At 71.2% G+C, this 22,674-nt stretch carries 22 protein-coding genes and 1 pseudogene; 15 read left to right on the top strand and 8 right to left on the bottom strand.

From position 1 onward, the window contains the following. Positions 1-64 precede the first annotated feature (64 nt). Positions 65-433, bottom strand: a complete 369-nt coding sequence (locus OG349_RS17405) for a VOC family protein (RefSeq protein ID WP_327235485.1) — start codon at positions 431-433, stop codon at positions 65-67. A gap of 151 nt (positions 434-584) precedes the next feature. Here OG349_RS17405 and OG349_RS17400 point away from each other — a divergent pair, with 151 nt between their 5' ends. The 5 genes and pseudogenes from OG349_RS17400 (at position 585) to OG349_RS17380 (ending at position 7,217) form a co-directional block, all read left to right on the top strand. Further along, positions 585-1,358: a maleylpyruvate isomerase family mycothiol-dependent enzyme gene (locus tag OG349_RS17400; RefSeq protein ID WP_327235484.1), complete on the top strand. Its 774-nt coding sequence runs from the start codon at positions 585-587 to the stop codon at positions 1,356-1,358. A 445-nt stretch (positions 1,359-1,803) separates the two neighbouring features. After that, entirely contained in the window at positions 1,804-2,379 is a 576-nt protein-coding gene (locus OG349_RS17395; RefSeq protein ID WP_327235483.1) for a GNAT family N-acetyltransferase, read from the top strand. A 103-nt stretch (positions 2,380-2,482) separates the two neighbouring features. Then, positions 2,483-3,844: pseudogene (locus tag OG349_RS17390) on the top strand (diaminobutyrate--2-oxoglutarate transaminase family protein); the annotation flags it as partial. 491 nt (positions 3,845-4,335) lie between these two features. Next, a complete protein-coding gene (locus OG349_RS17385; RefSeq protein WP_327235482.1) occupies positions 4,336-5,820 on the top strand; it encodes a pyridoxal phosphate-dependent decarboxylase family protein in 1,485 nt (494 codons plus the stop codon). Then, positions 5,817-7,217, top strand: coding sequence for a lysine N(6)-hydroxylase/L-ornithine N(5)-oxygenase family protein (locus OG349_RS17380; RefSeq protein WP_327235481.1), 1,401 nt, complete (start codon positions 5,817-5,819; stop codon positions 7,215-7,217). The genes OG349_RS17385 and OG349_RS17380 overlap by 4 nt, the downstream gene beginning before the upstream one ends. Positions 7,218-7,231: 14 nt before the next feature. On the opposite strand, the gene OG349_RS17375 is transcribed toward OG349_RS17380, so the two are convergent. Together OG349_RS17375 and OG349_RS17370 are read right to left on the bottom strand one after the other, a co-directional pair. Beyond that, positions 7,232-8,062, bottom strand: a complete 831-nt coding sequence (locus OG349_RS17375; RefSeq protein ID WP_327235480.1) for an ABC transporter substrate-binding protein — start codon at positions 8,060-8,062, stop codon at positions 7,232-7,234. 371 nt (positions 8,063-8,433) lie between these two features. After that, positions 8,434-9,309 (bottom strand): glycosyltransferase family 2 protein, encoded by an 876-nt coding sequence (locus OG349_RS17370; RefSeq protein WP_327235479.1) that lies wholly within the window; start codon positions 9,307-9,309, stop codon positions 8,434-8,436. 327 nt (positions 9,310-9,636) lie between these two features. Here OG349_RS17370 and OG349_RS17365 point away from each other — a divergent pair, with 327 nt between their 5' ends. Together OG349_RS17365 and cynS are read left to right on the top strand one after the other, a co-directional pair. Then, positions 9,637-10,500, top strand: a complete 864-nt coding sequence (locus tag OG349_RS17365; RefSeq protein ID WP_327235478.1) for a helix-turn-helix domain-containing protein — start codon at positions 9,637-9,639, stop codon at positions 10,498-10,500. Between the two features lie 65 nt (positions 10,501-10,565). After that, positions 10,566-11,009, top strand: coding sequence for a cyanase (gene cynS, locus OG349_RS17360; RefSeq protein WP_327235477.1), 444 nt, complete (start codon positions 10,566-10,568; stop codon positions 11,007-11,009). Here cynS and OG349_RS17355 read toward each other — a convergent pair. Beyond that, positions 10,972-11,535, bottom strand: a complete 564-nt coding sequence (locus tag OG349_RS17355; RefSeq protein ID WP_327235476.1) for a molybdopterin-dependent oxidoreductase — start codon at positions 11,533-11,535, stop codon at positions 10,972-10,974. The genes cynS and OG349_RS17355 overlap by 38 nt on opposite strands. A gap of 426 nt (positions 11,536-11,961) precedes the next feature. Here OG349_RS17355 and OG349_RS17350 point away from each other — a divergent pair, with 426 nt between their 5' ends. The 3 genes from OG349_RS17350 (at position 11,962) to OG349_RS17340 (ending at position 13,796) form a co-directional block, all read left to right on the top strand. Beyond that, positions 11,962-12,525 (top strand): hypothetical protein, encoded by a 564-nt coding sequence (locus tag OG349_RS17350; RefSeq protein ID WP_327235475.1) that lies wholly within the window; start codon positions 11,962-11,964, stop codon positions 12,523-12,525. 165 nt (positions 12,526-12,690) lie between these two features. After that, positions 12,691-13,548, top strand: coding sequence for a helix-turn-helix domain-containing protein (locus tag OG349_RS17345; protein WP_327235474.1), 858 nt, complete (start codon positions 12,691-12,693; stop codon positions 13,546-13,548). Continuing rightward, positions 13,545-13,796 (top strand): DUF397 domain-containing protein, encoded by a 252-nt coding sequence (locus tag OG349_RS17340; RefSeq protein WP_327235473.1) that lies wholly within the window; start codon positions 13,545-13,547, stop codon positions 13,794-13,796. Before OG349_RS17345 ends, OG349_RS17340 begins: the two co-directional genes overlap by 4 nt. 74 nt (positions 13,797-13,870) lie before the next feature. Here the strand turns inward: OG349_RS17340 and OG349_RS17335 are convergent, their stop codons facing one another. Next, positions 13,871-14,005 (bottom strand): hypothetical protein, encoded by a 135-nt coding sequence (locus OG349_RS17335; RefSeq protein WP_327235472.1) that lies wholly within the window; start codon positions 14,003-14,005, stop codon positions 13,871-13,873. A gap of 292 nt (positions 14,006-14,297) precedes the next feature. On the opposite strand from OG349_RS17335, the gene OG349_RS17330 reads away from it, so the two are divergent. Both OG349_RS17330 and OG349_RS17325 read left to right on the top strand, forming a co-directional pair. Beyond that, positions 14,298-15,221, top strand: coding sequence for a hypothetical protein (locus OG349_RS17330; RefSeq protein ID WP_327235471.1), 924 nt, complete (start codon positions 14,298-14,300; stop codon positions 15,219-15,221). Between the two features lie 357 nt (positions 15,222-15,578). Further along, entirely contained in the window at positions 15,579-16,775 is a 1,197-nt protein-coding gene (locus OG349_RS17325) for a TrmB family transcriptional regulator (protein ID WP_327235470.1), read from the top strand. Between the two features lie 297 nt (positions 16,776-17,072). Here OG349_RS17325 and OG349_RS17320 read toward each other — a convergent pair whose 3' ends face one another. Together OG349_RS17320 and OG349_RS17315 are read right to left on the bottom strand one after the other, a co-directional pair. Then, entirely contained in the window at positions 17,073-18,410 is a 1,338-nt protein-coding gene (locus OG349_RS17320; RefSeq protein ID WP_327235469.1) for an ABC transporter permease, read from the bottom strand. A gap of 3 nt (positions 18,411-18,413) precedes the next feature. Further along, a complete protein-coding gene (locus OG349_RS17315) occupies positions 18,414-19,259 on the bottom strand; it encodes an ABC transporter ATP-binding protein (protein ID WP_327235468.1) in 846 nt (281 codons plus the stop codon). A 414-nt stretch (positions 19,260-19,673) separates the two neighbouring features. Between OG349_RS17315 and OG349_RS17310 the strand changes: the two genes are divergently transcribed. Then, the gene (locus OG349_RS17310) at positions 19,674-20,108 is read left to right on the top strand and encodes a hypothetical protein (RefSeq protein WP_327235467.1); all 435 of its coding nucleotides are present in this window, start codon (positions 19,674-19,676) and stop codon (positions 20,106-20,108) included. Positions 20,109-20,116: 8 nt separating this feature from the next. Here the strand turns inward: OG349_RS17310 and ribA are convergent, their stop codons facing one another. Then, positions 20,117-20,836 (bottom strand): GTP cyclohydrolase II, encoded by a 720-nt coding sequence (gene ribA, locus OG349_RS17305; RefSeq protein WP_327235466.1) that lies wholly within the window; start codon positions 20,834-20,836, stop codon positions 20,117-20,119. A gap of 100 nt (positions 20,837-20,936) precedes the next feature. Here ribA and OG349_RS17300 point away from each other — a divergent pair, with 100 nt between their 5' ends. Both OG349_RS17300 and OG349_RS17295 read left to right on the top strand, forming a co-directional pair. Beyond that, positions 20,937-21,710 carry a creatininase family protein gene (locus OG349_RS17300; RefSeq protein ID WP_327238603.1) on the top strand — a complete coding sequence of 258 codons (774 nt, stop codon included), beginning with the start codon at positions 20,937-20,939 and terminating at the stop codon, positions 21,708-21,710. Then, positions 21,707-22,672, top strand: coding sequence for a RibD family protein (locus OG349_RS17295; protein ID WP_327235465.1), 966 nt, complete (start codon positions 21,707-21,709; stop codon positions 22,670-22,672). Before OG349_RS17300 ends, OG349_RS17295 begins: the two co-directional genes overlap by 4 nt. The last annotated feature ends 2 nt before the right edge of the window (positions 22,673-22,674 follow it).

Genomic DNA, 22,674 nt, shown 5'->3' with positions numbered 1-22,674 from the left:
GCCCGCTCCGCACTTCATTGACGTGGTGCGGGCTCGGCTAGCCTCCTGGGCTGGGCGAACGGTGTCAGGTGTGTGTGGGGGGTTTGCGTTCGATTAGTTCGTAGAGTTGGGCGTCTGGGGCGCGGAAGTGTAGGTAGCGTTCTTGGGCGTTTTCGGCGATGGGGCCTACCGTGGCGCCTGAGGTGCGGAGGGTTTTTGCGGCCTCGTTTAGGTTGTCTACCAGGAAGCCGATCGAGCGGGGGGTGTCGCCCATGCTCGCGGGGGATGCCACCGCGAAGGTTGAGCCGTCGGGGAGGGTGAAGAGGTCTGCCTCTACGCCTTCGACTTGGGTGGTTTCCAGGGAGAGGGTGTTGCGTAGGAAGTCCGTCATTTCCTCGCGGTTGGAGGTGGACGAACCCGCGAATACCAGGCCTAGGATGCGCATGTTGGTCATCCTGCCGTATGGGGGTGCGCGGGGGGTGTGGGGGTGCGGGGTGCGAGGTTTGGGGTGCATAGCGCGTTGGTGATGGTGCCGGGGTGGGTGTGGGGGCGTTTGTTCGGGAAATTCGCTACCTGGCGGCCCGAGCGGCGTGGTACACAACCGCGTGCAATACATCTTGGAGTTTCCCGAGGTCCTGCGGCTGATCGAAGACCGGTCGGACGCGTTCCGCGCCGCGATCGCGTCCGCCCCTGACCTCGACGTCCGGGTCCCGACCTGCCCGGACTGGACGCTGCGCGAACTGGCGCAGCACCTCGGTGACGGGCGCCGCCGCCAGGCCGTCGTCGTCGCGGCGGGCCCGGGCGCCGAGCCCCCGGCGAGGACGGACCCGAAGGGCGCCCCGACCGCGCCCCGCGACCGCGAGGCCTTGGACGCCTGGCTCGCCGAGTCGACCGGGCTCATGCTCGACGCGATGCGCGAGGCCGGCCCGGACCGGGGCTGCTGGACCTGGTGGGGGCGCTCGCAGGCCCCGGAGACCACCGGGGCCGTGGCCCGGCACCAGATCCAGGAGTTCGCCGTCCACACGTACGACGCCCAGCTCACCCAGGGCGCCGCACAGCCGCTGCCGACGGACGTCGCGGTCGAGGGCGTCGACGAGTTCCTGACGACTGTCTCGGCGACGACCGTCCCCTGGCCGTTCACGCCGGCCACCATCGACCTGCACGCCACCGAGGGCCGCTCCTGGCGCCTGACTCTCAACGCCGACGGCGTCCGCTGCGACGACCTCGCTGCCGACGCGGAGCCGGGCGACATGGCCATGCGAGGTGCGGCGAGCGAACTGATCCTCTACTTCTACGACCGCGTTCCGCTCGACGGCCTGGAGACCACCGGCGACACCGAGCCGATGGAGCAGCTCGCGGACTGGGACCCGAACGCGTAGAACGCGCACCGGTGAGTTGTTTTGGGCCCGCTCAGTGAGGCCTGTGGTCCGAGGGCCTGGCGGGGGTGGGGGACTCGTGGCGGGTTGTTTTGGAGCGGACTTCTGGGTCCCAGAGGTTTCTTGCGTACGGGAATGAAGTGTTGCGGGTCTTGTGTTGGCCGTTCAGGCGTCTGATCACGAAGATCCCGCCCAGGAGGAGTGCCGTGGTCACCAGTGCCACCGCTACCGAGATCCATGTGCTGTCCATCTGGGTCCCACCTCTGTGACGTCCCCCTCTTCACCGTACTCCGGTGTCCGGCTCCTCGGGTTTTGGGGAAAGCCGGGCTTGAGCGGTGTTCCCGTGATCGTGTGTGTCCTGCGACGATGGACGTGGCGGTGGACAATCGCGTACGCCTCGTACAGCGGATGTCCAGCGGGCTGACGTACATCCGGGGCAGGAGGGCACGTGCCAGAGGTGTTCATTCGGCGCCTGAGCCGGTGGCAGGCGGAACAGCAGCGTGAGGACGTCGCGGATGTGTACGTCGAGGCGTACCACCGCGTGCACGGCGAGGAGTTTCACGACCGGCAGGAGTTCCTGCGGGCCTTCGCCGAGGATGTGCAGCGGACCGGGTTCGACATGGTGGTCGCGAGCGGTGGGGGCAAGCCGACCGCGCACGCGTACGGGTTCCTGCTCGACCGGGCCGGGGAGTGGTGGCGTGGTCTCGATGTGGATGTGCCGTGGGACATCGAGGAACTGACCGTGTCCGGGCAGGTGTTCGCCCTCGCGGAGTTGATGGTCCTTCCCGCGTACCGGCGGGGTGGGGTGGCCACGAGGATGGTTGAGCAACTTCTTCTTCGTACGGACGCGGCGCTGGTGACTCTCCGGGTCGACCCGGCAAACGAGGCCGCCGTCGGGGCGTTGAGGTCCTGGGGGTGGACGCGGCTCGGGGCCGCTACTCCGCCTGCGGCGGCAGTGGTTCCTTCGGTGGGTGTGGGTGTGGGGGCTGTTACTGATGTTTGGTGTCGTGCTTTGACTCCGTGAGGGCGGGTGGGGCGGGGGTGCGGTGGATTGCCGCGTGGCCGACGGGGCGTTAGGTTAGGCTCGCCTAAGTTCTGTTGGTTCGTCGTACCCCGGAGCCGTACCAATGACAGTGCCCCACCCCACCGCTCCGTCCGAGACACCCGAGGGTGGGATTCTGCGGCGGCAGCGTGAGCGGGAGTCCTCGGCGCGTACGTACGCCCGGTCCTTTCCTGTCGTCCCCGTCCGCGCCCACGGTATGACCGTGGAAGGTGCGGACGGGCGGCGGTACCTCGACTGCCTTTCCGGAGCCGGGACGTTGGCGCTCGGGCACAACCATCCCGTCGTACGGGAGGCCCTGCGGCGCACGATCGACAGCGGGGCGCCGTTACACGTACTCGATCTGGCGACCCCTGAGAAGGACGACTTCACCGACGCGCTCTTCGCCACCCTGCCCAAGGGCTTCGCCGACCGGGCGCGGATCCACTTCTGCGGTCCCGCCGGTACGGACGCCGTCGAGGCGGCGCTGAAACTGACGCAGACCGCGACCGGGCGGCGCGGGGTGCTGGCGTTCACCGGGGCGTACCACGGGATGACGGCGGGGGCGCTGGCCGCGAGCGGGACCGTCGCGGTGAAGGAGCGGGTGGCGGCGGGGGGTGCGGGTGAGGTGACGCGGCTGCCGTATCCGTACCCGTACCGCTGTCCGTTCGGGGTGGGGGGCGAGGGGGGTACGGATCTGGCCGTCACGTACACGAAACGGCTCCTCGACGATCCGTCCGGGGGTGTCGTGCCGCCCGCCGCGATGATCCTGGAGGCGGTGCAGGGCGAGGGGGGCGCGGTGGTCGCGCCGGACCGGTGGCTGCGGGCGATGCGGCGGATCACGAGCGAGCGGGGGATTCCGCTGATCGTGGACGAGGTGCAGACGGGGGTGGGGCGGACGGGGGCCTTCTGGGCGGTCGAGCACAGCGGGGTCGTACCGGACGTGATGGTCATGTCGAAGGCGATCGGCGGGAGTCTGCCGCTGGCGGTGATCGTGTACGACGAGCGGTACGACGGCTGGTTGCCGGGCGCGCACACGGGCACGTTCCGGGGGAACACGCTGGCGATGGCGGCGGGCGCGGCGACGCTGCGGTACGTGGCCAGGGAGGGCCTGGTCGCGCGCGCGGCGACGGTGGGGGCGTGGATGACGGCCCGGCTGGAGGAACTGCGGGCGGCGCTGCCGGTGATCGGTGACGTGCGGGGGCGGGGGCTGATGATCGGCGTCGAACTGGTGCACCCGGAGGGCCCGTTGGACGCGTGCGGCGCGTATCCGGCGAACCCGGACCTGGCGCGGCGGGTGCGTGCGGCGTGCCTGGAGCGGGGGGTGATCGTGGAGCTGGGTGGTCGATACGACGCCACGTTGCGGTTGTTGCCGCCGCTGACGATCACGGACGGGGAGGCGGAGGCGGTGCTGGAGCGGGTGGGGGACGCGATTGCGACGGAGTCGCGGGGGCGGGGTTCCGGCCGGGATTCGGGTGGACGCCCGGGTCCTGGTGCCGGCCCGGTTCCGGGCCCGGGTGCTGTGCGTCCGGGGGCCGGTTCGGGGGCCGGCGTCGGGCCGGGTTCGGGGTCGGGCGTCGGCCCGGGTTCGGTCGTGGTGCCCGAACCGGGTTCGTCGGACGGCTCGCGGGTTGTCCGTCGTGCGGTGGCTTCTCCCAGGGCCGGTGACGGTACGTCGGCACAGCGGGCGGGTGCGAGCGGAACTGCCGACATCCCGGAACCGGTTGGACCTACGACCCACGGATTCGGATATCTGACGCCGGGCCGGGGCGCGGCGGCGCGGGTCCCCGACGGTGGGACGGTGCCCGGAGGCGAGGTGACTTCCGGTACGGGCGTCAGGACGTCGCCGGACCCGGGCCGGGCAGCCCGGTCGGACGTCCAGGCGGAGGCGGCCGACGAGGCGACGCCCGGCGAGGGTGCCCCGCTGCGGGGGCGGTTGCCTTGAGCGCTGATCTTTCCGGTGGGGTCGGTGGGGCCGCCGCCTTGGAGCCCCTGCTGGCCGCCGTGCTCGCGGCCCTCGCGGAAGGGGCCGAGTTGCGGGGCGGACCCCTTCCGGCCGGGTTGCCGCAGGACATCGCCGCCGTGGTGGCGGAGGGGTTCGGTGCTTCCCCGGACGGAGACCCCAGCGCTCTTGGCCGGTTCAGCCGGCTGCTCGCCGCCGGGAGTGCTGATCCCGCCCACCCCGCCTGCGCCGCGCATCTGCACTGTCCGCCTCTCGCCGTCGCCGTTGCCGCCGATCTCGCCGTGTCGGCGCTCAATCCGTCCCAGGACTCCTGGGACCAGGCCCCCGCCGCCACCGTCCTGGAGACCCTGCTGCTGCGGGAGTTGGGGCAGATGGTCGGGTACGACCCCGAGCACGCGGCCGGGGTGCTCACCTCCGGGGGGACCGAGTCCAATCTCATGGGGCTGATGCTCGCCCGCGACCGGGTGCTCGGTGCCGTGAACGGGCGGCGCGTCGAGATGAGCGGGGTTTCCGGGGGCCCCCGGGCCCGGATTCTCGCCTCCGCCGCCGCGCACTTCTCCGTTCAGCGCGCCGCCGCTCTTCTCGGGCTCGGGGAGGACGCGGTGATCCCCGTGCCGGTGGACCGTAACCTCCGTATGAGGGAAAGGGAGTTGGCCGGGCTCCTCGAAACGTGCCGGCGCCGTGGGCAGGTGCCCGTCGCCGTCGTGGCCACCGCCGGGACCACCGACACCGGCGCCGTCGACCCGCTGCGCGCCTGTGCCGAGTTGGCCGCCGCGCACGGGGCCTGGCTGCATGTGGACGCCGCGTACGGTGGTGGCGCCCTGCTCTCCGACCGGCTCGCGCCGCTCCTGGACGGGATCGGCGCGGCCGACTCCGTATCCCTCGACTGGCACAAGCTCGGGTGGCAGCCGGCCGCCGCCGGTGTGTTCCTGGTGCGGGAGTCGGAGACGTACGCCTCGCTGGCCCGGCGTGCCGTCTACCTGAACCCGGCCGACGACGAAGAGGCGGGCTATCCGAGCCTGTTGGGGCTTTCGCTGCGTACGACACGGCGTGCCGACGCCTTCAAGATCGCCGTTACGCTGCGGACGCTCGGGCGGGCGGGGCTGGGGCGGCTCGTCGACGCGTGCCACGATCTCGCGGTGGCGGGGGCGCGTACCGTACGGGAGCATCCCCGCCTGGAGTTGCACGCCGCACCGGTGCTCACTGTTTTTCTGTTCCGGTACATGGGGGAAGGGGCCGAGGGTGGCGATCCCGCTGTTCTCGATCGTGTCAACGCCTCCCTGCGGCGGCGGCTCCTCCGCGAAGGCCGCGCCGTCGTCGGCCGTACCGAACTCCCCGGCGAGGGCCCTGGCCGCGTCCGGCTCAAGCTCACCCTGCTCAACCCCCACACCACTCCGGCCGAGGTGGAGCGTCTGCTGCACGCGGTGGTCGCCGCCGGCCGGGCCGAGGAGGACCTGCTGTGACCCCTCAGACGGACGCGCCCGCCGCCCCGGAGATACGTGAACTCCCGGACGTCCACGACCTCCTGGGCGTCGGTATCGGCCCTTTCAACCTCTCGCTCGCCGCGCTCTGCGACGGTGTGCCCGGCCTGCGCACCCTGTTCCTCGACGCCAAGCCGGACTTCTCCTGGCACCCGGGGCTGCTTCTCGACGGGACCACCCTTCAAGTCCCCTTCCTGGCGGACCTGGTGACGATGGCCGATCCCACCAGCCCCTGGTCGTATCTGAATTACCTGCGGGAGCACGACCGGATGTTCCCGTTCTTCTTCTCGGAACGGTTCCACATACCGCGCAGGGAGTACGACCACTACTGCCGCTGGGTCGCCGGGCGGCTGCCCTCCTGCCGATTCGACGCACGGGTAACGGAGTTGGCGTGGGACGAGGGCGCCGAGGCGTTCGCCGTCACGTACCGCTCGGCGGCGGGGGCCTCGACGCGGGTCCTGGCGCGGCAGGTCGTGCTGGGCGTCGGCACGCAGCCCGTCGTGCCCGAGCCGCTGCTTCCTCTGCTCACCGGCGCGTCCGGGCACCGGGGCCGGGTCCTGCACAGCGCGGACTACCGGACGCACCAGGCCGAGTTGGCCGGTCTGGACGACGTCACGGTGATCGGGGCCGGGCAGTCGGGGGCGGAGGTGGTGCTGGATCTGCTGCGCCGGCAGCCCGTCGGCGAAGGGGTGGGCGGCGGGGCGGCGGGGCCGTACGTCCGCTGGCTCGCCAGGACCCCCGCCTTCGCGCCCATGGAGTACTCCAAGATCGGCCTGGAGCACTTCACCCCCGACTACATCCGCTACTTCCGCGGGCTCCCGGAGCGGCGGCGCGAGCAACTCGTACGGGAACAGTGGCAGTTGTACAAGGGCGTGAGTGAGGAGACGCTGGCCGCGATCCACGACGAGCTGTACGAACGGACGGTGGGGGGTACGGAACCGCGTACCGCCCTGCACCCCGGCGTGGCGGTCGTCGCGGCGGAGCCCGTGCCGGACGGGGGCGGATACCGGCTCACCTGCCTGCACACGGAGCGGGACGAGCGGTTCGAGGTCCGTACGTCGGCGATCGTGTCGGCCACGGGGTACGCGGCGGTCCGCCCCGCCTTCCTGGAGCCCCTGTCGAAGCTCGTGGACTGGGACGGCAAGGGCCGCTACCGCATCGACGCGGACTACCGGGTGACCCTCGCGCCCCATGTGTCCGGCGGTCTGTACGTCCAGAACGCCGAGCTGCACACGCACGGCGTGAGCGCCCCCGACCTGACGCTGGGCGCGTGGCGGGCGGCGACCATCCTCAACGCCGTCGCCGGGCGAACGGTGTTGAGGCTCCCGGAGCGCGCGGCGTGGACGACGTTCGGGGTGCCGGGTGAGGTGGGAGGCTAGGCGTCGCTCGGGGCTCAGCGCTGTGCGGAGACGTACGTCTTCTCGATGGTGTCGAGGATCTTGTCCGCGCCCGTGTAGCCGATGCCGAGCATCCACAGGTTGTCGTCCACCGCGAACGCGTGGCCCTTCTTCACGGCGGTGAGGTTCTTCCACAGGGGGCCCGCGGTGGTCGAGGTCTCCTTGGCCTTGGCCGGGTCGCCGTACGTGGAGTGGTAGAGGACGTCCGCGTCGGCCTTGTCGATCCGTTCGGGGCTGACGTCCAGCGAGAAGCCGGCCGTGTCCTGGTTGGCCGGGCGGCCCACGCCGAGGTCCTTGAAGAGGGAGCCCACGAAGGTGTCGTTGAGGTAGAGGCGGGTGTCGGCGCCCTCCACGAACCGTACGAAGCCGACCTTCGTCTCCTTCGCCTTCGCGGGGCCGCCCAGTGCGGTGGTGAGCCGGGCCACATGCGCGTCGTAGGCGGCGGCGACCTTGTCGGCCTCGGGCTTCTTGCCCACGGCCTCGGCGTGCAGCGCGAAGTTCTGGCGCCAACTGGGACCTGTGGTCTCGGAGAAGACGGTGGGGGCGATCGCGGACAGCGCGCTGTAGTTCTTCTCGTCGCGGACCTTGCTGCTCAGGATCAGGTCCGGCTTGAGCGCGGCGATCGCTTCCAGGTTCGGCTCGCCGATCAGGCCGACGGGCTTGACGCCCTTGAGGCGGTCGGCGGGCAGGTAGGCGGAGAGGGGCGCGTCGGCGGCAACGGTGGTGGCGCCGACGGGAGTTGTGCCGAGGGTGACGACGGAGTCCAGCGCGTCGGTGTCCAGGACGACGATCCGCCGGGGGGTGTGGGGGACCTTCACGTCGCCCATGACCGTGGCGACGGTGTGCGTCGCCGCGGGCGGTGCCCCGTCTCCGCCGGACGACCCGGACGCCCCGTCCGTACCGGACGCCCCGTTTCCGGCGCCGTCGCCGCCGCACGCGGTGAGTGTCAGCAGGAAGGCGGCGGCGGTGGCGACGGCCGTGAGCCGGCGGGTGAGGGGTGTGGACGCGGTGGGGGCCTCCTCGGCGGTGCTCCGGTGTCGGTCCGGGACGTGGCGTGGGTTAGGTGAGCCTAACCATGAGGAGGGGGGTGGGGCCAGATCGCGTCAGGATGATGCGGTCCAGGGTGGGTGACCTGCGTCCAGGTGGCCCACCTTCAGGTGGCTCGCTTTCAGATGACCGGCGGTCAGGTGACCGGCGTTCAGATGACCGGCGGGCGGCCCAGCGCCGTCATGCGGCGTACCGTGCTCCAGCGCATCGGGCGCCGCGTGCCGCACGCCGTTCTCACGCCCTCGGCGAAGCCGCCGAACCAGGCGCGCAGCCCCGTCATGGAGCGGGTACGGGCCACCGTCAGCAGGATCCACGTGCCCAGGTAGAGCGGGACGAGCGGAGCGGGCAGGTTGCGGCGGGCCAGCCAGACGCGGTTGCGGGCGGTCATCCGGTAGTACTCGGCGTGCCGGGCGGGGGACGTACGCGGATGCTGGAGCACCAGGCCGGGCTCGTACCGGATCTTCCAGCCCGCGTCGAGCGCGCGCCACGCGAGGTCGGTCTCCTCGTGCGTGAAGAAGAACGCGTCCGGCCAGCCGCCCGTCTCCGCCAGCATCGGCATGGAGAGCGCGTGGCCGCCGCCGAGGAAGGTGGTCACCTCGCCCGCCCGCATCGGGTCGTCGGCACGCAGGCGCGGCACGTGGCGCCGCTGGGTGAAGCCGGTCTCGTCCGCGATACGGAAGCTGACGATGCCCAGCTCCGGATCGGCCTCGTACAGATCGGCCACGCGGGTGATGACGTCCGCCTCGATGAGGAGCCCGTCGTCGTCCAGGTCCACCAGGACGTCGACGTCACCGCACTCGCGGAGTTTTTCCATGGCGACGTTGCGTCCGCCGGAGACGCCGAGGTTCTCGGGGAGGTCGATGCCGATGACTCCGTCGGGCAGTTGGGGGAGAGGCGAACCGTTGCCGACGACCACGGTCCGGGTGGCCGGTTCGCGCTGCTTGGCCACGGAGTCCAGCAGGGCCCGCAGCTCTACGGGCCGGGTCCCCATGGTCAGCACGGCCACACCCACACGTGGTCGGGACATGTCCGGATCACCCCAGCTCTCGTTGACGTCAGGAGATCGATGGTATCCGGCCCCCGACATCCGGGGGCCACTGGAAGGTACCCCTCCGGATGCCGGGGGTTCATCTTGGCGCTCCGGTTGACGTCCCGGTTGACGTTTTCGCTGACGATCCGGGGTGGGCGGTACGAGGGCGGAAGGGCAGGAGCGGCGAGCGGAACGGGGCGCCGGGTCGGTTTTTGGCGTCCCGTTGGTACCCTTCGCCCCAATAGTGCCAATTGTTATACCGGAATCGTCGGTTCACTGTGGCATACTGCTCAGTATGGTGCTGGGGAGTCTCAGGAGCAGGGCGTGAGTGAGCCGCGGTCGGCGCCGACCATCGGACAGCTTGTCCTCAGCCGACGGCTCCAGGCACTCCGGGAGCGGGCCGGGATCAGCCGTGACGAGGCCGGCAGGATGCTGCGGGTGACCGCCGCGACCGTACGGCGGATGGAAATGGCCGAGGTCGGGCTCAAGATTCCTTACGTACAGCTCCTGTTGCCCGCGTACGGCGTCCCCGAGGACGAGGCCGCCACCTTTCTGCATCTCGCCGACGAGGCCAGCAAGCCCGGCTGGTGGCAGCGGTTCCACGACATCCTGCCCGACTGGTTCGGCGGGTACGTCAGCCTCGAAGAGGCCGCGCGGACCATTCGGTCGTACGAACCGCACTTCGTGCCCGGCCTGCTCCAGACCGAGGACTACGCCCGGGCCGTCCTGACCGCCGGTGAGGTCGGCCGCGCGAGCCCCGGGCGCCTGGAGCGGCATGTCGCGCTGCGGATGCAACGCCAGGCGCTCCTCACCCGTACCGAACAACCCCCGGTCTACTGGGCGGTCCTGGACGAGACCGTGCTGCGCAGACCCGTCGGCTCGGCGGCCGTCATGCGGGCGCAGATCGACCGGCTGCTGGAGGCGACGGAACGCCCCAACGTCACACTCCAGATAGCCGAGTTCGCGGCCGGCCACCACCCGGGGACGTACAGCCCGTTCGTCCTTTTCCGGTTCGCCGTCCCCGAACTCCCCGACATGGTCTACATCGAGTACCTCACCGGCGCGCTCTACCTCGACAAACCCCCTGAGGTCGCCGCGCACATGGAGGCGATGGACCGCATGGTGGCGCAGGCGGAGTCCGCGCGCCGGACCCGGGACATCCTCGCCGCGTTCCGTAAGGACCTGTGACACGTCCCGGCCGTTTTCCCGTCGCGCCGTGGTGCGGTGGCGTCGCCGATCCTAGGATGCACCACATGCTCACCAAACAGCAGGCAGGCGAAGCCGTCAGGGCCGCGAAGGTGCTGACCGGAGTGACGTGGGCGCAGCTCGCGGAGGCCCTGGACGCGCCCCTGGCGTGGACGACCGCCGCGCTGCTCGGGCAGCACCCGATGAGCGCGGAGCAGGCCGAGACCGCCGCGGCGCTGCTCGAACTCGACAAGGACGCCGCTCTGGCGTTCCAACTCCAGCCCACCCGTGGCGCGTTGGACTCCGCCGTCCCCGTCGATCCCACGATCTACCGGCTCTACGAGGTGATCCAGGTCTACGGGCCCGCCATCAAGGAGCTGATCCACGAGCAGTGCGGCGACGGCATCATGAGCGCGATCAACTTCCGCCTCGACGTGCGGCGGGTCCCCGACCCGGCCGGGGACCGCGTGGTCATCACGCTCGACGGGAAGTACCTGCCGTACCAGTGGTAGGGACAGGCGGGAGCGGGGGCAGGGGCGGCCCGGCGTACGCTCCCAGCCACACACTGGTGATCGCGCTGACGTACCGCGCCCCGCAGTGGTCCGAGGGCACGACCAGCTGACTGCCCTCGGCGTCCAGGCCGCGCCCGTCCATCGAGGTGGCCAGCAGGATCGGTACGTTGCCGAAGTCGGCGTCGACCTCCGCCCAGGAGAGCACGGTGTGGTGGCCGTCCCCGCCGTTGACGGCGAGCAGGTAGCGCGTACGGTCCTTGCGGCGCCGGGCCTCGAAGTCCGGGCTCGCGGCGGCGATCACGTCCCGGAGCAGCGCGCCCTCGAAGGTGTGGTGCCGGGGGCCGTCGGTGGTGCAGTGGAAGACCACGTCGGCGCGGTGTGAGGCCCACCGTTCGCGCAGGTCCGTGACGGTCAGTGACACGGTACGGGCGACCTCTCCCCGGAGCAGGAAGGGGGCGGCGGGGAGCGGGGTGCGGGGCGGGGTGCTCGCGGTGCGCTGCTGTGTTCGTGTGCTGACTCGGCTCATCAGATTCCCCCTCGGGAGGTCCGTGTGCGCGGGGTTGCTGCATCGGGGTGATGCCCGGCCGCCGTCCGGGGGAATCTCGGGAGTGAACCTCGGATGCGAGCCAAGACCCTGTCTTTACCTCGCTGGTGGGAGGTGAGGTCCCATCAGGGCCGCGCAGAAGTGATCTCGGCGCCGAACAGGACGTATGGAGAGGGCTGTTGGCGATTACCCTTGATGACGGCGGTAGTTGGGGGTCCGATGCCCGATTGGTGAACCGCGTCCCGTCCCGAATGTCACGGGGCGTCGACAGGCGCGTCCTCAGTCCAGGACCGCTCTTACGCACCGCGGTGGCGCACGACAGAGTGGTGATCACCGAGGGGGACGCGCCCCGATCCGCGGACACAGTCCGCGGAGCCAACACCCCAGACACACATGGAGTTCGTCATCATGGCTCGTACCCACCTGCGCAAGGCCGTTCTCGCCGCCGTCGCCCTCGTCGCCGCCACCACACTGCTGACGGCCTGCGACGGCGACGACCTGGCCGCGGCCCCGGCGGCGTCCGACAAGGCCACCGCCGCGCCCGCGAAGGAGACGCCGGCCGCGGACAAGGGTACGGATGAGGGCGACACCGGGGCCGACAAGGGTACGGACGAAGGGGACACCGGGGCCGACAAGGGTACGGACGAGGGCGACACCGGGGCCGACAAGGGCGTCGACGACGAGGACACGGGAGTCTCCGACGGCAAGGGCGTCTCCGGCACCTGGTTCGGGAACGTCACGTACATCGCGCCCAGCAAGTACGCCGTCGGCGACATGAAGGGTACGGAGCAGATGTTCTGGGTCGCCGTCGACACGGACATCCAGGGCGCGGGCGACATATGCGGTGACGAGAACGGCCAGGCGGCCACGCCGTGCACCGAGGAGGAGCTGGAGGCGGCGGCCAAGAAGGGCGTCTCCGCCGAGGTGAAGATCCAGGACGGCGTCGCGGTCCGTATCGTCGAGGACCACTGAACCGACCGCCGGTGACCGAAGGGCCGCGGTAGCCCGGCCGGAGGACTCCGGCCGGGCCGCACCATGCCTTCCTGAAAGCGTACTTGCACTTTGCCCGGGTCGGGCAGTGACCGCGTCGGCCACCACATACGCTGACCTGTCACGAGTGAGAGGGAGGTGCGCCAGTTGGCCGCTGTTCCGACCATGCGCCGCCGCATGCTGGGTGCTGAGCTTCGCAAGATCAGGGAACGCTGTGGGCTGAAGGCGGAGGACGCCGCGGCGGAGTTGTCCTGGCACCCGTCCAAGATCAGCCGCATCGAGACGGGCCGCAGCGGGTTGCGGGTGCATGAAGTGGGCGCCCTGCTGGACCTGTACAAGGTCCGCGACGAGGAGACCCGTACCGGCCTCGAAGCGCTGGCGAGAGAGGGCAAGCGGCGCGTCTGGTGGCAGCCGTACAACGACGTCCTCACGCCGCGCTATCTCGACTACATCAACTTCGAGGCGGAGGCGTCGGCGGCCCGCAGCTTCGAAACCACCCTGGTTCCGGGCCTGTTGCAGACGCCCGACTACGCGCGCACGGTGATCAGGTCCCTCAAGCCGGAGCGCAAGGCCGACGAGGTGAACGCGCTGGTGGAGGTACGGCTGGCGCGGCAGAACGCCGCGCTGAACCGGGAGGACCCGCTCCAGCTCTGGGCCATCCTCGACGAGTCCGTACTGCACCGGCCGGTGGGCGGCGCGCCGACCGCGGTCAAGCAGTTCAAGCGGCTCCTGGACGCGACCGAGCTGCCCAACGTCACGTTGCAGATCCTGCCGTTCGCCGCCGGGGCGCACGCCGGGATGCTGGGTCCGTTCGTGATCCTTGAGTTCCCCGTCCAGGCTGACCTTGATGTCGTGTATTCGGAAGGCCTTGCGAGTAGCGTTTACCTCGAACGTGACGCCGACCGGACCGCTTACGGCCGAACTTTCGACCGGTTGCGTGCGGCCGCCCTGGACGTAGAACCTTCGCGTGACATGCTCGCGCGCCGAATGAGGGAACAGACGTGAAGCACTGCATCGAGCCCGGCGTGGACCTCGGCCACGCGACCTGGCGGAAGAGCAGTTTCAGCGGCGATCAGGGCAACTGTGTGGAGGTGGCGGACGGGGTCTCCGGCCGCTGTGCCGAGGCGGCCGACGGGGTCTCCGGGCGCGTGCGGGACGCTCCGGTGACGCTCGTGCGTGACAGCAAGGCCCCGGCGGGGCCCCGGCTGGCCTTCGGCGCGGGCGCGTGGGCGTCGTTCCTGATGGCGGTTTAGGCCGTTCAGGCGTTTTTGGTACGGGCGGCGGGTCCGGGGCCGGGGCTGTGCGCGGGCCCCGTTCCGTTTCCCCCTCAGGCGGCGGCGGTGGGGCGCGGCAGCGCCTGGGTGGCCGCCGTCGGCAGCCAGGCCTCGGCCTGGGGTACGGCCACCTGCTGTCGGCGTACTCCTGGCGCGTGGGCGCGGGCCATCGCGGCCGGCTCACGCATGATCTCGTCCACCTGGGTCGTGAATCAGCCCCGCGCGCGCGGAACAGCTCAGGCGCCGCGGCCACGTCGCTGCCGACGGGGGCGGGGAGGGGTGCGGTTGGGGCTCCGGGTGATGTCTGACATGTCCAGTAATACGTCTTGATCAAGTACCCGTTGTCGGGACCCTGTTCGTGTTGTGTCCTCAGGACGTAACCGGGTGAGCCCGCCCCAAAGCCACCTCGTACTCCCCCATGAAAGCTTCGGACGAGCCGGAGCCGATCATCACGGGAGACAGAAGATGTTCCGGAAGCGCATGGGATTGATCGCCGCCACCGTCGCCGCGGGCGCGATGCTGCTGACCGCCTGCAACGGCGATGACACGGCGGTGGGTTCCGCCGCGTCGGGCGCGGCCGACGTCGCGTCGGGGGCGGCGGACGCCGGGTCCCGGGCCGCCGACGCGGCGAAGGCCGCGCTCAGCAGTCTCGACTTCCGCGGTGGTACGGCGAAGCAGAACAACGCCCCTGCCAACACAGGGGACTTCGCGAACCCGGCGGGCAAGCCCACCACCCCGGCCGGCGCCAAGTGGGTCCAGCTCTCGGCCACGAAGGCGGGCGGCCTCGACCCCGTCGTCGCCAACGGCGCCGGCTTCACCCTCTACCGTTTCGACAAGGACACGGCCCACCCGTCGCAGTCCAACTGCAACGACGCGTGCGCCGTCACCTGGCCGCCGGTGATCGTCGACCCGCACGGGAAGATCTTCATCGACGGCATCAAGAAGAAGGACGTCGGTGTCGTCAAGCGCGCCGACGGCTCTCTCCAGGTGACCCTGGGCGGCTGGCCCGTCTACCGGTTCTCCAAGGACCTCAAGCCCGGTGACACCAACGGCCAGGGCGTGGGCGGTACGTGGTTCGGCGTGACGCCGGACGGTCAGAAGGCGGGCGGCGGCGTCGTTCCCGTTCCCAGCGTCTCCAGCGGCGCCCCGGCGGCCGAGCCGGCCTCCAACGCCGTGCTCTTCGACGACAGGAACTTCGCCGACAACGGCTCCCAGGGGCTGTCCGGCAAGGGCTGCCAGAACGTCAGCCGGGACAACATCGCCTCCTCCATCCAGGCCGAGGGCTCGCTGAAGATCTGGACCGGGGCCGACTGCACCGGTAAGTCGAAGGTCATCGACGGCAACGTCGCCGACCTCGCCGGGATCGGATTCGACAACGATGTCTCGTCGGTGTTCTTCGGCTGAGACAGCGCTTCGGGTACGAAGGACGAACGACGAAGGACGAACGACGAAGGACGAACGACGAACGACGAACGACGAACGACGAATGAAGGGCCGGGCCTCTCCCTCTGTGGGATGGGGCCCGGCCCTCGTTACGGCCGTGTGTGGGTTGTTCCGTACGAGAGCTGCTGGATCTGGGCGTCGTACGGGCCGTACGTCCAGCCCGTACGCGTCGCCTGGCCTGAGAAGCGGTTGAGTGCGGGTTACACCGACCGGAACTCTCGTGGAAGATGTCAACCGTGACGGAAGAGGCGCAAGTGGGTGATGCCGGCCGACTTCCGCCACCTGGCGGGCTGCCGCCACAGGAACGTCGGAGAAGGCATGGAACTTAACGTCCTGGGACTCACGGACGAAACAGAGCACGTCTACAAGGTGTTGGTCGGACTGCCGAGGGCCACCGCCTCCGAGGTCGCCGAGGCGTGCGGCCGGCCCGCGTCCGCCGTCGGGAAGCTGCTGTCCGGGCTGGTCAGGGACGGCCTCGCGACCCGCTCGGCGGGACGGCCGCCGCGCTTCACCGCCGTATCGCCGGATGTTGCCGTCACGGCGCTGATCCAGGAGCGCGAACACCGGCTCGACGAGGCTCGGTCGTTGGTGGAACGGCTCACCCAGACGCACCGGGAGGCGGCGAGGATCAGCCATCCGGACATGGCGGTGGAGCTGCTCTCGGACCGCGACGACATCAGCGCGGCGGTCCGCCGGCTGACGGCGGCGGCGCGGCGCGAGATCCGGGCGTTCGACCGCCCGCCGTACGTGGACCGCCCCGGCAGCAACCTCGACGCCCAGGTCCAGCGCCAACGGACCGGTGTGGTGCACCGGGTGATCTACGACCGCGAGGCGGTGGCGTGGCCGGGGCGGCTGGACAACGACATCGTGCCGAGCATCCGTACGGGCGAACAGGCGCGGGTACGCAACGAGTTGCCGCTGAAACTGGTGCTGAGCGACGACCGGGCGGCGATCATTCCGTTCAGCCTGGCGCCGGGTGGCCAGTCGGTGGCGTACCTGATCCACCCGTCACCGATGCTGGTGGCGCTGTCGTCGCTGTTCGAGGCCCAGTGGGACCGGGCGCTCCCGCTGCTGGCGACGGATTCCTCGCATCCGGGGGGCGTGACGGTGCCGGGCGGGGGGCCGGTGCCGGGGGTCGGCCGGGTCGCTGGTGGCCCTGCCGGGACGGGTGGCGGGGCCGGGGCCGGCCCCGTCCCCGGCGGTGATCCTGGGCCCGGAGATGGTCCCGGCCCCGGCGGCGGCCCCGGGTCCGGCGGTGGTGCGGTTTCCTCTGGCGTCCCCGGGTACGGGGGTGGCCCCGGGTACGGCTCCGACGAGGGGCCACCGCCCCCAGGCCCGGAGACCCGCGCCCTGCTGGCGCTGCTGGCGGCGGGACTGACGGACGCGGCGATCGCCCGCGCGCAGGGCTGGAGCGAACGCACGACCCAGCGCCGCATCCACCGCCTGATGGCGGAGCTGGACGCCACCACCCGCTTCCAGGCCAGCCTGACGGCGGCGCGTCGGGGGTGGCTGTGACGGGGGCGGATGGGCGCCGGGCCGCCGGGCCGCCGGGTCGCTGAGCTGCCCGGCCGCTCGACCGAAGGGCCGCCGGTGCGGGTGGCGCCCCTGCGCCTGGCCCCTGCGGGGTTCGGTGCGGGGCCGCCCGCAGGGCCCCGGACCGGGCGACTGCTGTTGACCGTGTGTCACCGGGCCGTGGGGATCTGGCGCGGGCGGCCCCCGTGGGTGGCCCCGCACGACACGGCCCGGTACGGACGGCCCGGTACGGACGGTCCGCAACGGGCGCCCCTACCGGGCCGTGTCGTTGCGTGGAGGTCACGTCGCCGCGCTTGCCGCCGAGACCGCCGGGGCTCGCAGCGCCCTGCGGGCCGTGGTCAGGCCCGTGATGAGGGTGGATGCCGTCGCCGCCGCCACGACCAGGAGCCAGACGCCCGGGCCCGGTTCCGGGAGGAGGGAGTCCGTGCGGACCGCCGTGAAGGCGAGGAGGCCGGTGAGGCCTGCCGCCGTACCGAAGAAGACTCCCGTCACCGTCAGGACCAGGCCCTCCAGGCCGACCGTCCTCAGCACCTGGCCCGGGGTCGCGCCGGCCAGACGCTGGCGGCCGAACTCGGCGCGGCGGTACGACGTCTCCGCGTACAGCGTGTTGATGATCATGATGCAGGCGAAGACCACGACGATGCCGACGACCACGAGGTTCACCGTCTCCACGTTCTTGTCCTCGACGGACCTGGTGAGGCCCGACGCCCGGATCGCGTCCGTCTGGACCGCCTGCATGTAGAGCGCCGCCGTCGCCGTACCGGTGAACAGCACCAGCGGCATGAGCAGACCCGACAACTGCGCCGCGCGGTGGCGCATGGTGTGTACGGTCAGGTAGCCGCTCGCCCCCGCGAGCGCCGTGATCGGCCGCTCGAACATCTTCAACAGGCCCCGCAGCAGCGCCGGCGAGAAGATCGCGAAGCCGACGGACAGCAGGATCGCGCCGTAACCGGGCGCGGCCATCAGGGCCGGGGCCGTGGCCTCCATCGTGAAGGTCGCCGCGATCGCCGCCGTACCGCCCACCAGCGCCGCGACACCCGCCGCCTTTTTGATCCGGCCACGGCCCACACCGGCCCCCGCCGCCGCCCTCGTCGCCCGGCGCACCGCGAGGAACGCCGCGCTCACCGACGCCAGCAGCGTCACCGCGACGCCCATCCCCAGCGCCACCGGGCCGAAGGTGAAGTCCACCCCGTCGGCGACCTGGCCGCTGTCCTGGAACAGCCCGAGCAGCACCCGTCCGCCGAGCATCGCGGGCCCCACCGCCAGCAGTGCCGCGACCAGGCCCACCAGGACGGCCTCGCCGACGACCATCCGCTTGATCTGGGCCGGGGTCGCGCCGGTGTTGCGCAGCAGGGTGATCTCGGCACTCCGCTGCCGTACGTTCACGGTCAGCGCGGACGCCACCGCGAAGAACACCAGCAGCGCGCCGTACCCGCCGACGACGTTCGACGACACCCGCAGGGTCTCGGCGCTGACGTCGTCGACGCCAGGGGCACCGGCGGTGTCCTGGAGCGAGCCGAACGTCATGACGATCGCCGCGCCCAGGAAGGCGGACAGGAGGGTGGCGAGGAGCCGGCCCGGCCGCTGCCGGACGGATCGCAGAGCGAGAGCGAACATGGCTCAGACCTCCAGGGTGAGGTGGTGGCCATGGCCCTCGCGGTGGTTCCGGCCGTGGCCCTCGCCGTGGTTCCGGTCGTGGTCGTGGCTCTGGTCCGCGACGTCGCCCAGGTGCGCGAGCCGTTCGGCGACCGCGTCCACCGTGGGCGCGGTCAGCTGCCCGGCCAGCCGGCCGTCCGCCAGGAACTGGACGGAGTCCGCGTACGACGCGGCGACCGGATCGTGCGTCACCATCACCACCGTCCGCCCGTGGATCCGTACCGCGTCCCGCAGCAGGCCCAGCACGTCCCGCGCGCTCCGGGTGTCCAGCGCGCCGGTCGGCTCGTCGGCGAAGATCACGCTGGGCTCGGTGACGAGCGCCCGCGCGATGGCGACCCGTTGCCGCTGCCCGCCGGACAGCTGGTCGGGGCGGTGGCCGAGACGGTCGCCGAGGCCGACCAGGGTGAGGATCTCCCTGGTCCGTACGGGGTCGGCGCGGCGGCCGGCGAGGCGCAGCGGCAGGGTGGTGTTCTGCTCCACGGTCAGGGTGTCCAGCAGGTTGTACTGCTGGAACACGAAGCCGATCCGCCGCCTGCGGAACTTCGTCAGCGCCGCCTCTCCGCCGCCCGTCATCTCCTCGCCGTCCACCATGACCAGGCCCCGGTCCGGGCGGTCGAGCCCGGCCGCGCACTGGAGCAGCGTGGACTTGCCGGAGCCGGACGGCCCCATGACGGCGGTGAAACTTCCGGCCGGCAGGCTCAGGGTGACCTGGTGGAGCGCGGTGACGGCGCTCTCGGCCTCGCCGTACACCTTGGTGACGCCGACGAGGCGGAGCGCCTCGGGGTTCCGGGCGGGGTGGGGCCGGCCCATACGGTCTTGGCGTTTGCCCCTGCCGCTACGTGTAGCTGTGCCGCCGCCCGTATCTGTACCCGTACCCGTACCCGTGCCCTTGCTCGTCCCCGTACGACGGAACATGGCCGTCCCTCCCTCTCGGACGCCCGCTGCGTCCCTGCCCACGACGCTACGGACGGTGAGCGCCAGGCACACGGGGCGTGGTGCCCGGACCAGAGGTGGTGCTGGGTGCACCTTCGGACCCCCGGGGAGCGTCAGGTCCGAGGAAGTGCTGGCATCGTTGGAGTCGTGGAAGCAGGGGGAACGTCATCGGAGCTGGAAGCCTCGGCGCGGAGCGTGCACGGCCTGCACGGCGTGCAGAGCGGACTTACGGCTCTGGGTGAGGTGGCCTGCCGGTATCGGGCGGATGAGATACGTCCGGAGGACCTGCCGATGATCGCCGCCGAGGCGCTCGTGGCCGGGGTGGACACCCCGGCGCTGTGCGACCTGGCCGGCTGGCCTCGCGGCGCGAATACGCGTGACCTCCGCGAGGCGTTTGAGCGAGCGCTCGCCGAGGCCGGGATCGACTTGCCCGATCCGGGGCTGGCGCGGCGCCACGCCCTTCGGCGACTGGCGGCGCGGCTCGTCGGCGGAGAAGTCGCTCCCGCCGACGTGGCGACGGACGAGTGGGCGGCGGCGGACGGCCGGGGGGCGACGGACATCGAAAACGCCGGGACCGCCGAGGAGCGGGCCTTTGTCTCGCTGATCCCGCAATGCGCCTGCTGCACCGGGTACACGGTGGGGCTCGACCGGCGGACGTGGGACGCCGAACTGCGCCTCGCCGCGCTCGCCCTGACCTCGTCCGCGCCGATCGGCCCCGGCTGCTGACTCCGCCGTTACGGTGTGCTCCCCTCGCCGCCCGGTTCCGTACCCCCGGCGGGCTCTGCGGTGGTGTCGCCGGTCCCCGTACCCCCGACCCCGCCCTCCAAGTGCGGCAGGTGGTGGCCCAGCCGCTCCCGCTTCGTCCGCAGGTAGAAGATGTTCTCCTCCTGAGGGGTGATCAGCAGGGGCACCTCCTCCGTCACCTTCACGCCGTGTCGCTGGAGCGCCTCCCGCTTGAGCGGGTTGTTCGACATCAGCCGTACCGACCGGACGCCCAGGTCGTGCAGGATCTCCGCCGCCACCTGGTAGTCGCGGGCGTCCGCCGGGAGGCCGAGGGCCAGGTTCGCCTCGACCGTGTCCAGGCCCTCCGCTTGCAGCTTCATCGCCTGGAGCTTGGCCAGCAGGCCGATTCCCCGGCCCTCGTGGCCCCGGAGATAGACAAGAATCCCCCGCCCCTCCCGCACGATGGTGCTCAGCGCCGCCGACAGCTGGCCGCCGCAGTCGCAATGCCTGGAGCCGAAGGAATCTCCGGTCAGACACTCCGAATGCAGCCGGACAAGGGCCCCTTCTCCCGTGACATCGCCGTACACCAGGGCCATTTGTTCGTCCGTGCCATTGCCGTCCCGGTAGCCGACAGCGAGGAAATCGCCGTACGCGGTGGCCAGGCGGAGATCCACCACCCGTTCCGCGACCGGGGGGCCACTGCCGTCGGACGTACCATCAATTTCCCTCATGGCCATATCTTATCGGCCGGATCGCGGAAGGAGAACGAGAAAACGACGTAACCTGGGCCTCCTCGAACGTATGAAACGACAGGAAACGAAAGGCCCAGAGATGAGCGGTCCTGCCGTACCACCACCGGCCTCCGGCCTGTTGCCGGCGGACACCACCGAGGACGTGGGGCAGCGGCGGCCCCAGGTCGCCGTCCTGCCGATCGGCAGCTTCGAGCAACACGGCGCGTACCTCCCGCTGGTGACGGACACCGTCGTGGCCTGCGCCGTTGCCGCCGAGATCGCCGCCGCCCATCCGGTCCTGCGCCTGCCTCCGCTGACGATCTCCTGCTCGCACGAGCACGCGGACTGGCCGGGGACGGTCAGCATTTCCGCCGCGACCCTCTACGCCGTGGTCTCGGACATCGCGGCCTCGCTACGCCGTTCCGGTATCCACGCGCTCATTCTGGTGAACGGGCACGGGGGAAACTACGTGCTGCGGAACGTGGTTCAGGAGTCGGCCGGCAGCGGTACCCGCATGGCGCTATTTCCCGGCTCGTCCGACTGGGACGCGGCGCGGGAGAGGGCGGGGGTGCGGACCTCGTCGTACAGCGATATGCACGCGGGTGAAGTGGAGACGTCGATCCTGCTGCACGCCCGTCCGGAACTGGTCCGTTCCGGTTATGAAACCGCCGATTTCGCCGCCGATGAACGGAAGCATTTGCTCACTCTGGGTATGCGTCCCTATACGGAGTCCGGGGTGGTCGGCCGGCCGTCCTTGGCCTCCGCCGAGAAGGGAAAGGAATTGCTCGCCGGACTTGTTGATTCCTTCGCTGAATATCTTGCGCTGATGACGGTGGAGAGTGTGCCCGCCGCGGCCGTACGGGTGACGCCGTGACGGGCGCGTCCGACGCGCTCGGCGCGGCCGAGGTGTGGGAGCGGCTGCTCGGCATCCGGTCCGAGGCGGATGCCGTGGCCGCCGGGCTGCTCCGTACGGGGGAGTGGGGTCCACCCGACGCGCGGCTGCTCGTCGACCGCTATCTGCCGCTCTGCCTCGCCGGGCCGTACGTCACCTTCGCGCAGCTGGGCCAGAGCCTGGACGGCTTCATCGCCACCCGGACCGGCGACGCGGACTATGTCACCGGCGAGGAGGACCGCGATCATCTGCACCGCCTCCGGGCGCTCGCGGACGCGGTGGTCGTCGGGGCCGGCACCGCCGTGTCCGACGATCCCCAACTCACCGTCCGTACCTGCCCCGGGACCAACCCGGTGCGAGTGGTGATCGATCCGCGGGGCCGCGTACCACTGGACTGCCGTGTGTTCACCGACGGATCAGCCCCGGCCCTGTGGGTGGTGGGCCCGCGCCGCGAGGACGGGCAGGCCGTTCCCCGCCGGGTGGGGGACGGGGTCGAGGTGCTGACCCTGCCGGACCGCGAGGCGTTCGCGCCCCGCGCCCTGGTGCGGACGCTCGCCCGGCGCGGCCTGGGCCGGGTGCTGGTCGAGGGCGGGGGTGTCACCGTGTCGCGCTTCCTGCACGAACGGGCGCTGCACCGGTTGTACGTCACCGTCGCACCGGTCCTGCTCGGCGACGGCGTCCCGGGCATCCGCTTCGACGGCCCGGATGTGATGCGGGACGCTCTGCGGCCTCCGGTCCGGCGCTCCGCCGTCGGCGAGGACACGCTCTTCGAGCTGGACCTCGGGGCGTCGGTCCTGGAGGTGGATCTCGCCGGGTCCGTTGTCGAGCGCGGCCTCACCCCGTCGGCGCCGGGCCGCCCACTGGACGGCGAGGACCACGATCCCCGGCAGGCTCGCGGCGAAGGCGAGGACTCCGTACACGACCGCGACGGTCAGACCCAGTGACG

Origin of the sequence: Streptomyces sp. NBC_01317 (assembly GCF_035961655.1) — a bacterium.
GTDB lineage: Bacteria > Actinomycetota > Actinomycetes > Streptomycetales > Streptomycetaceae > Streptomyces.
The sequence above is the reverse complement of the archived record's forward strand: the minus strand, read 5'-3'. Positions and strand labels throughout refer to the sequence as shown.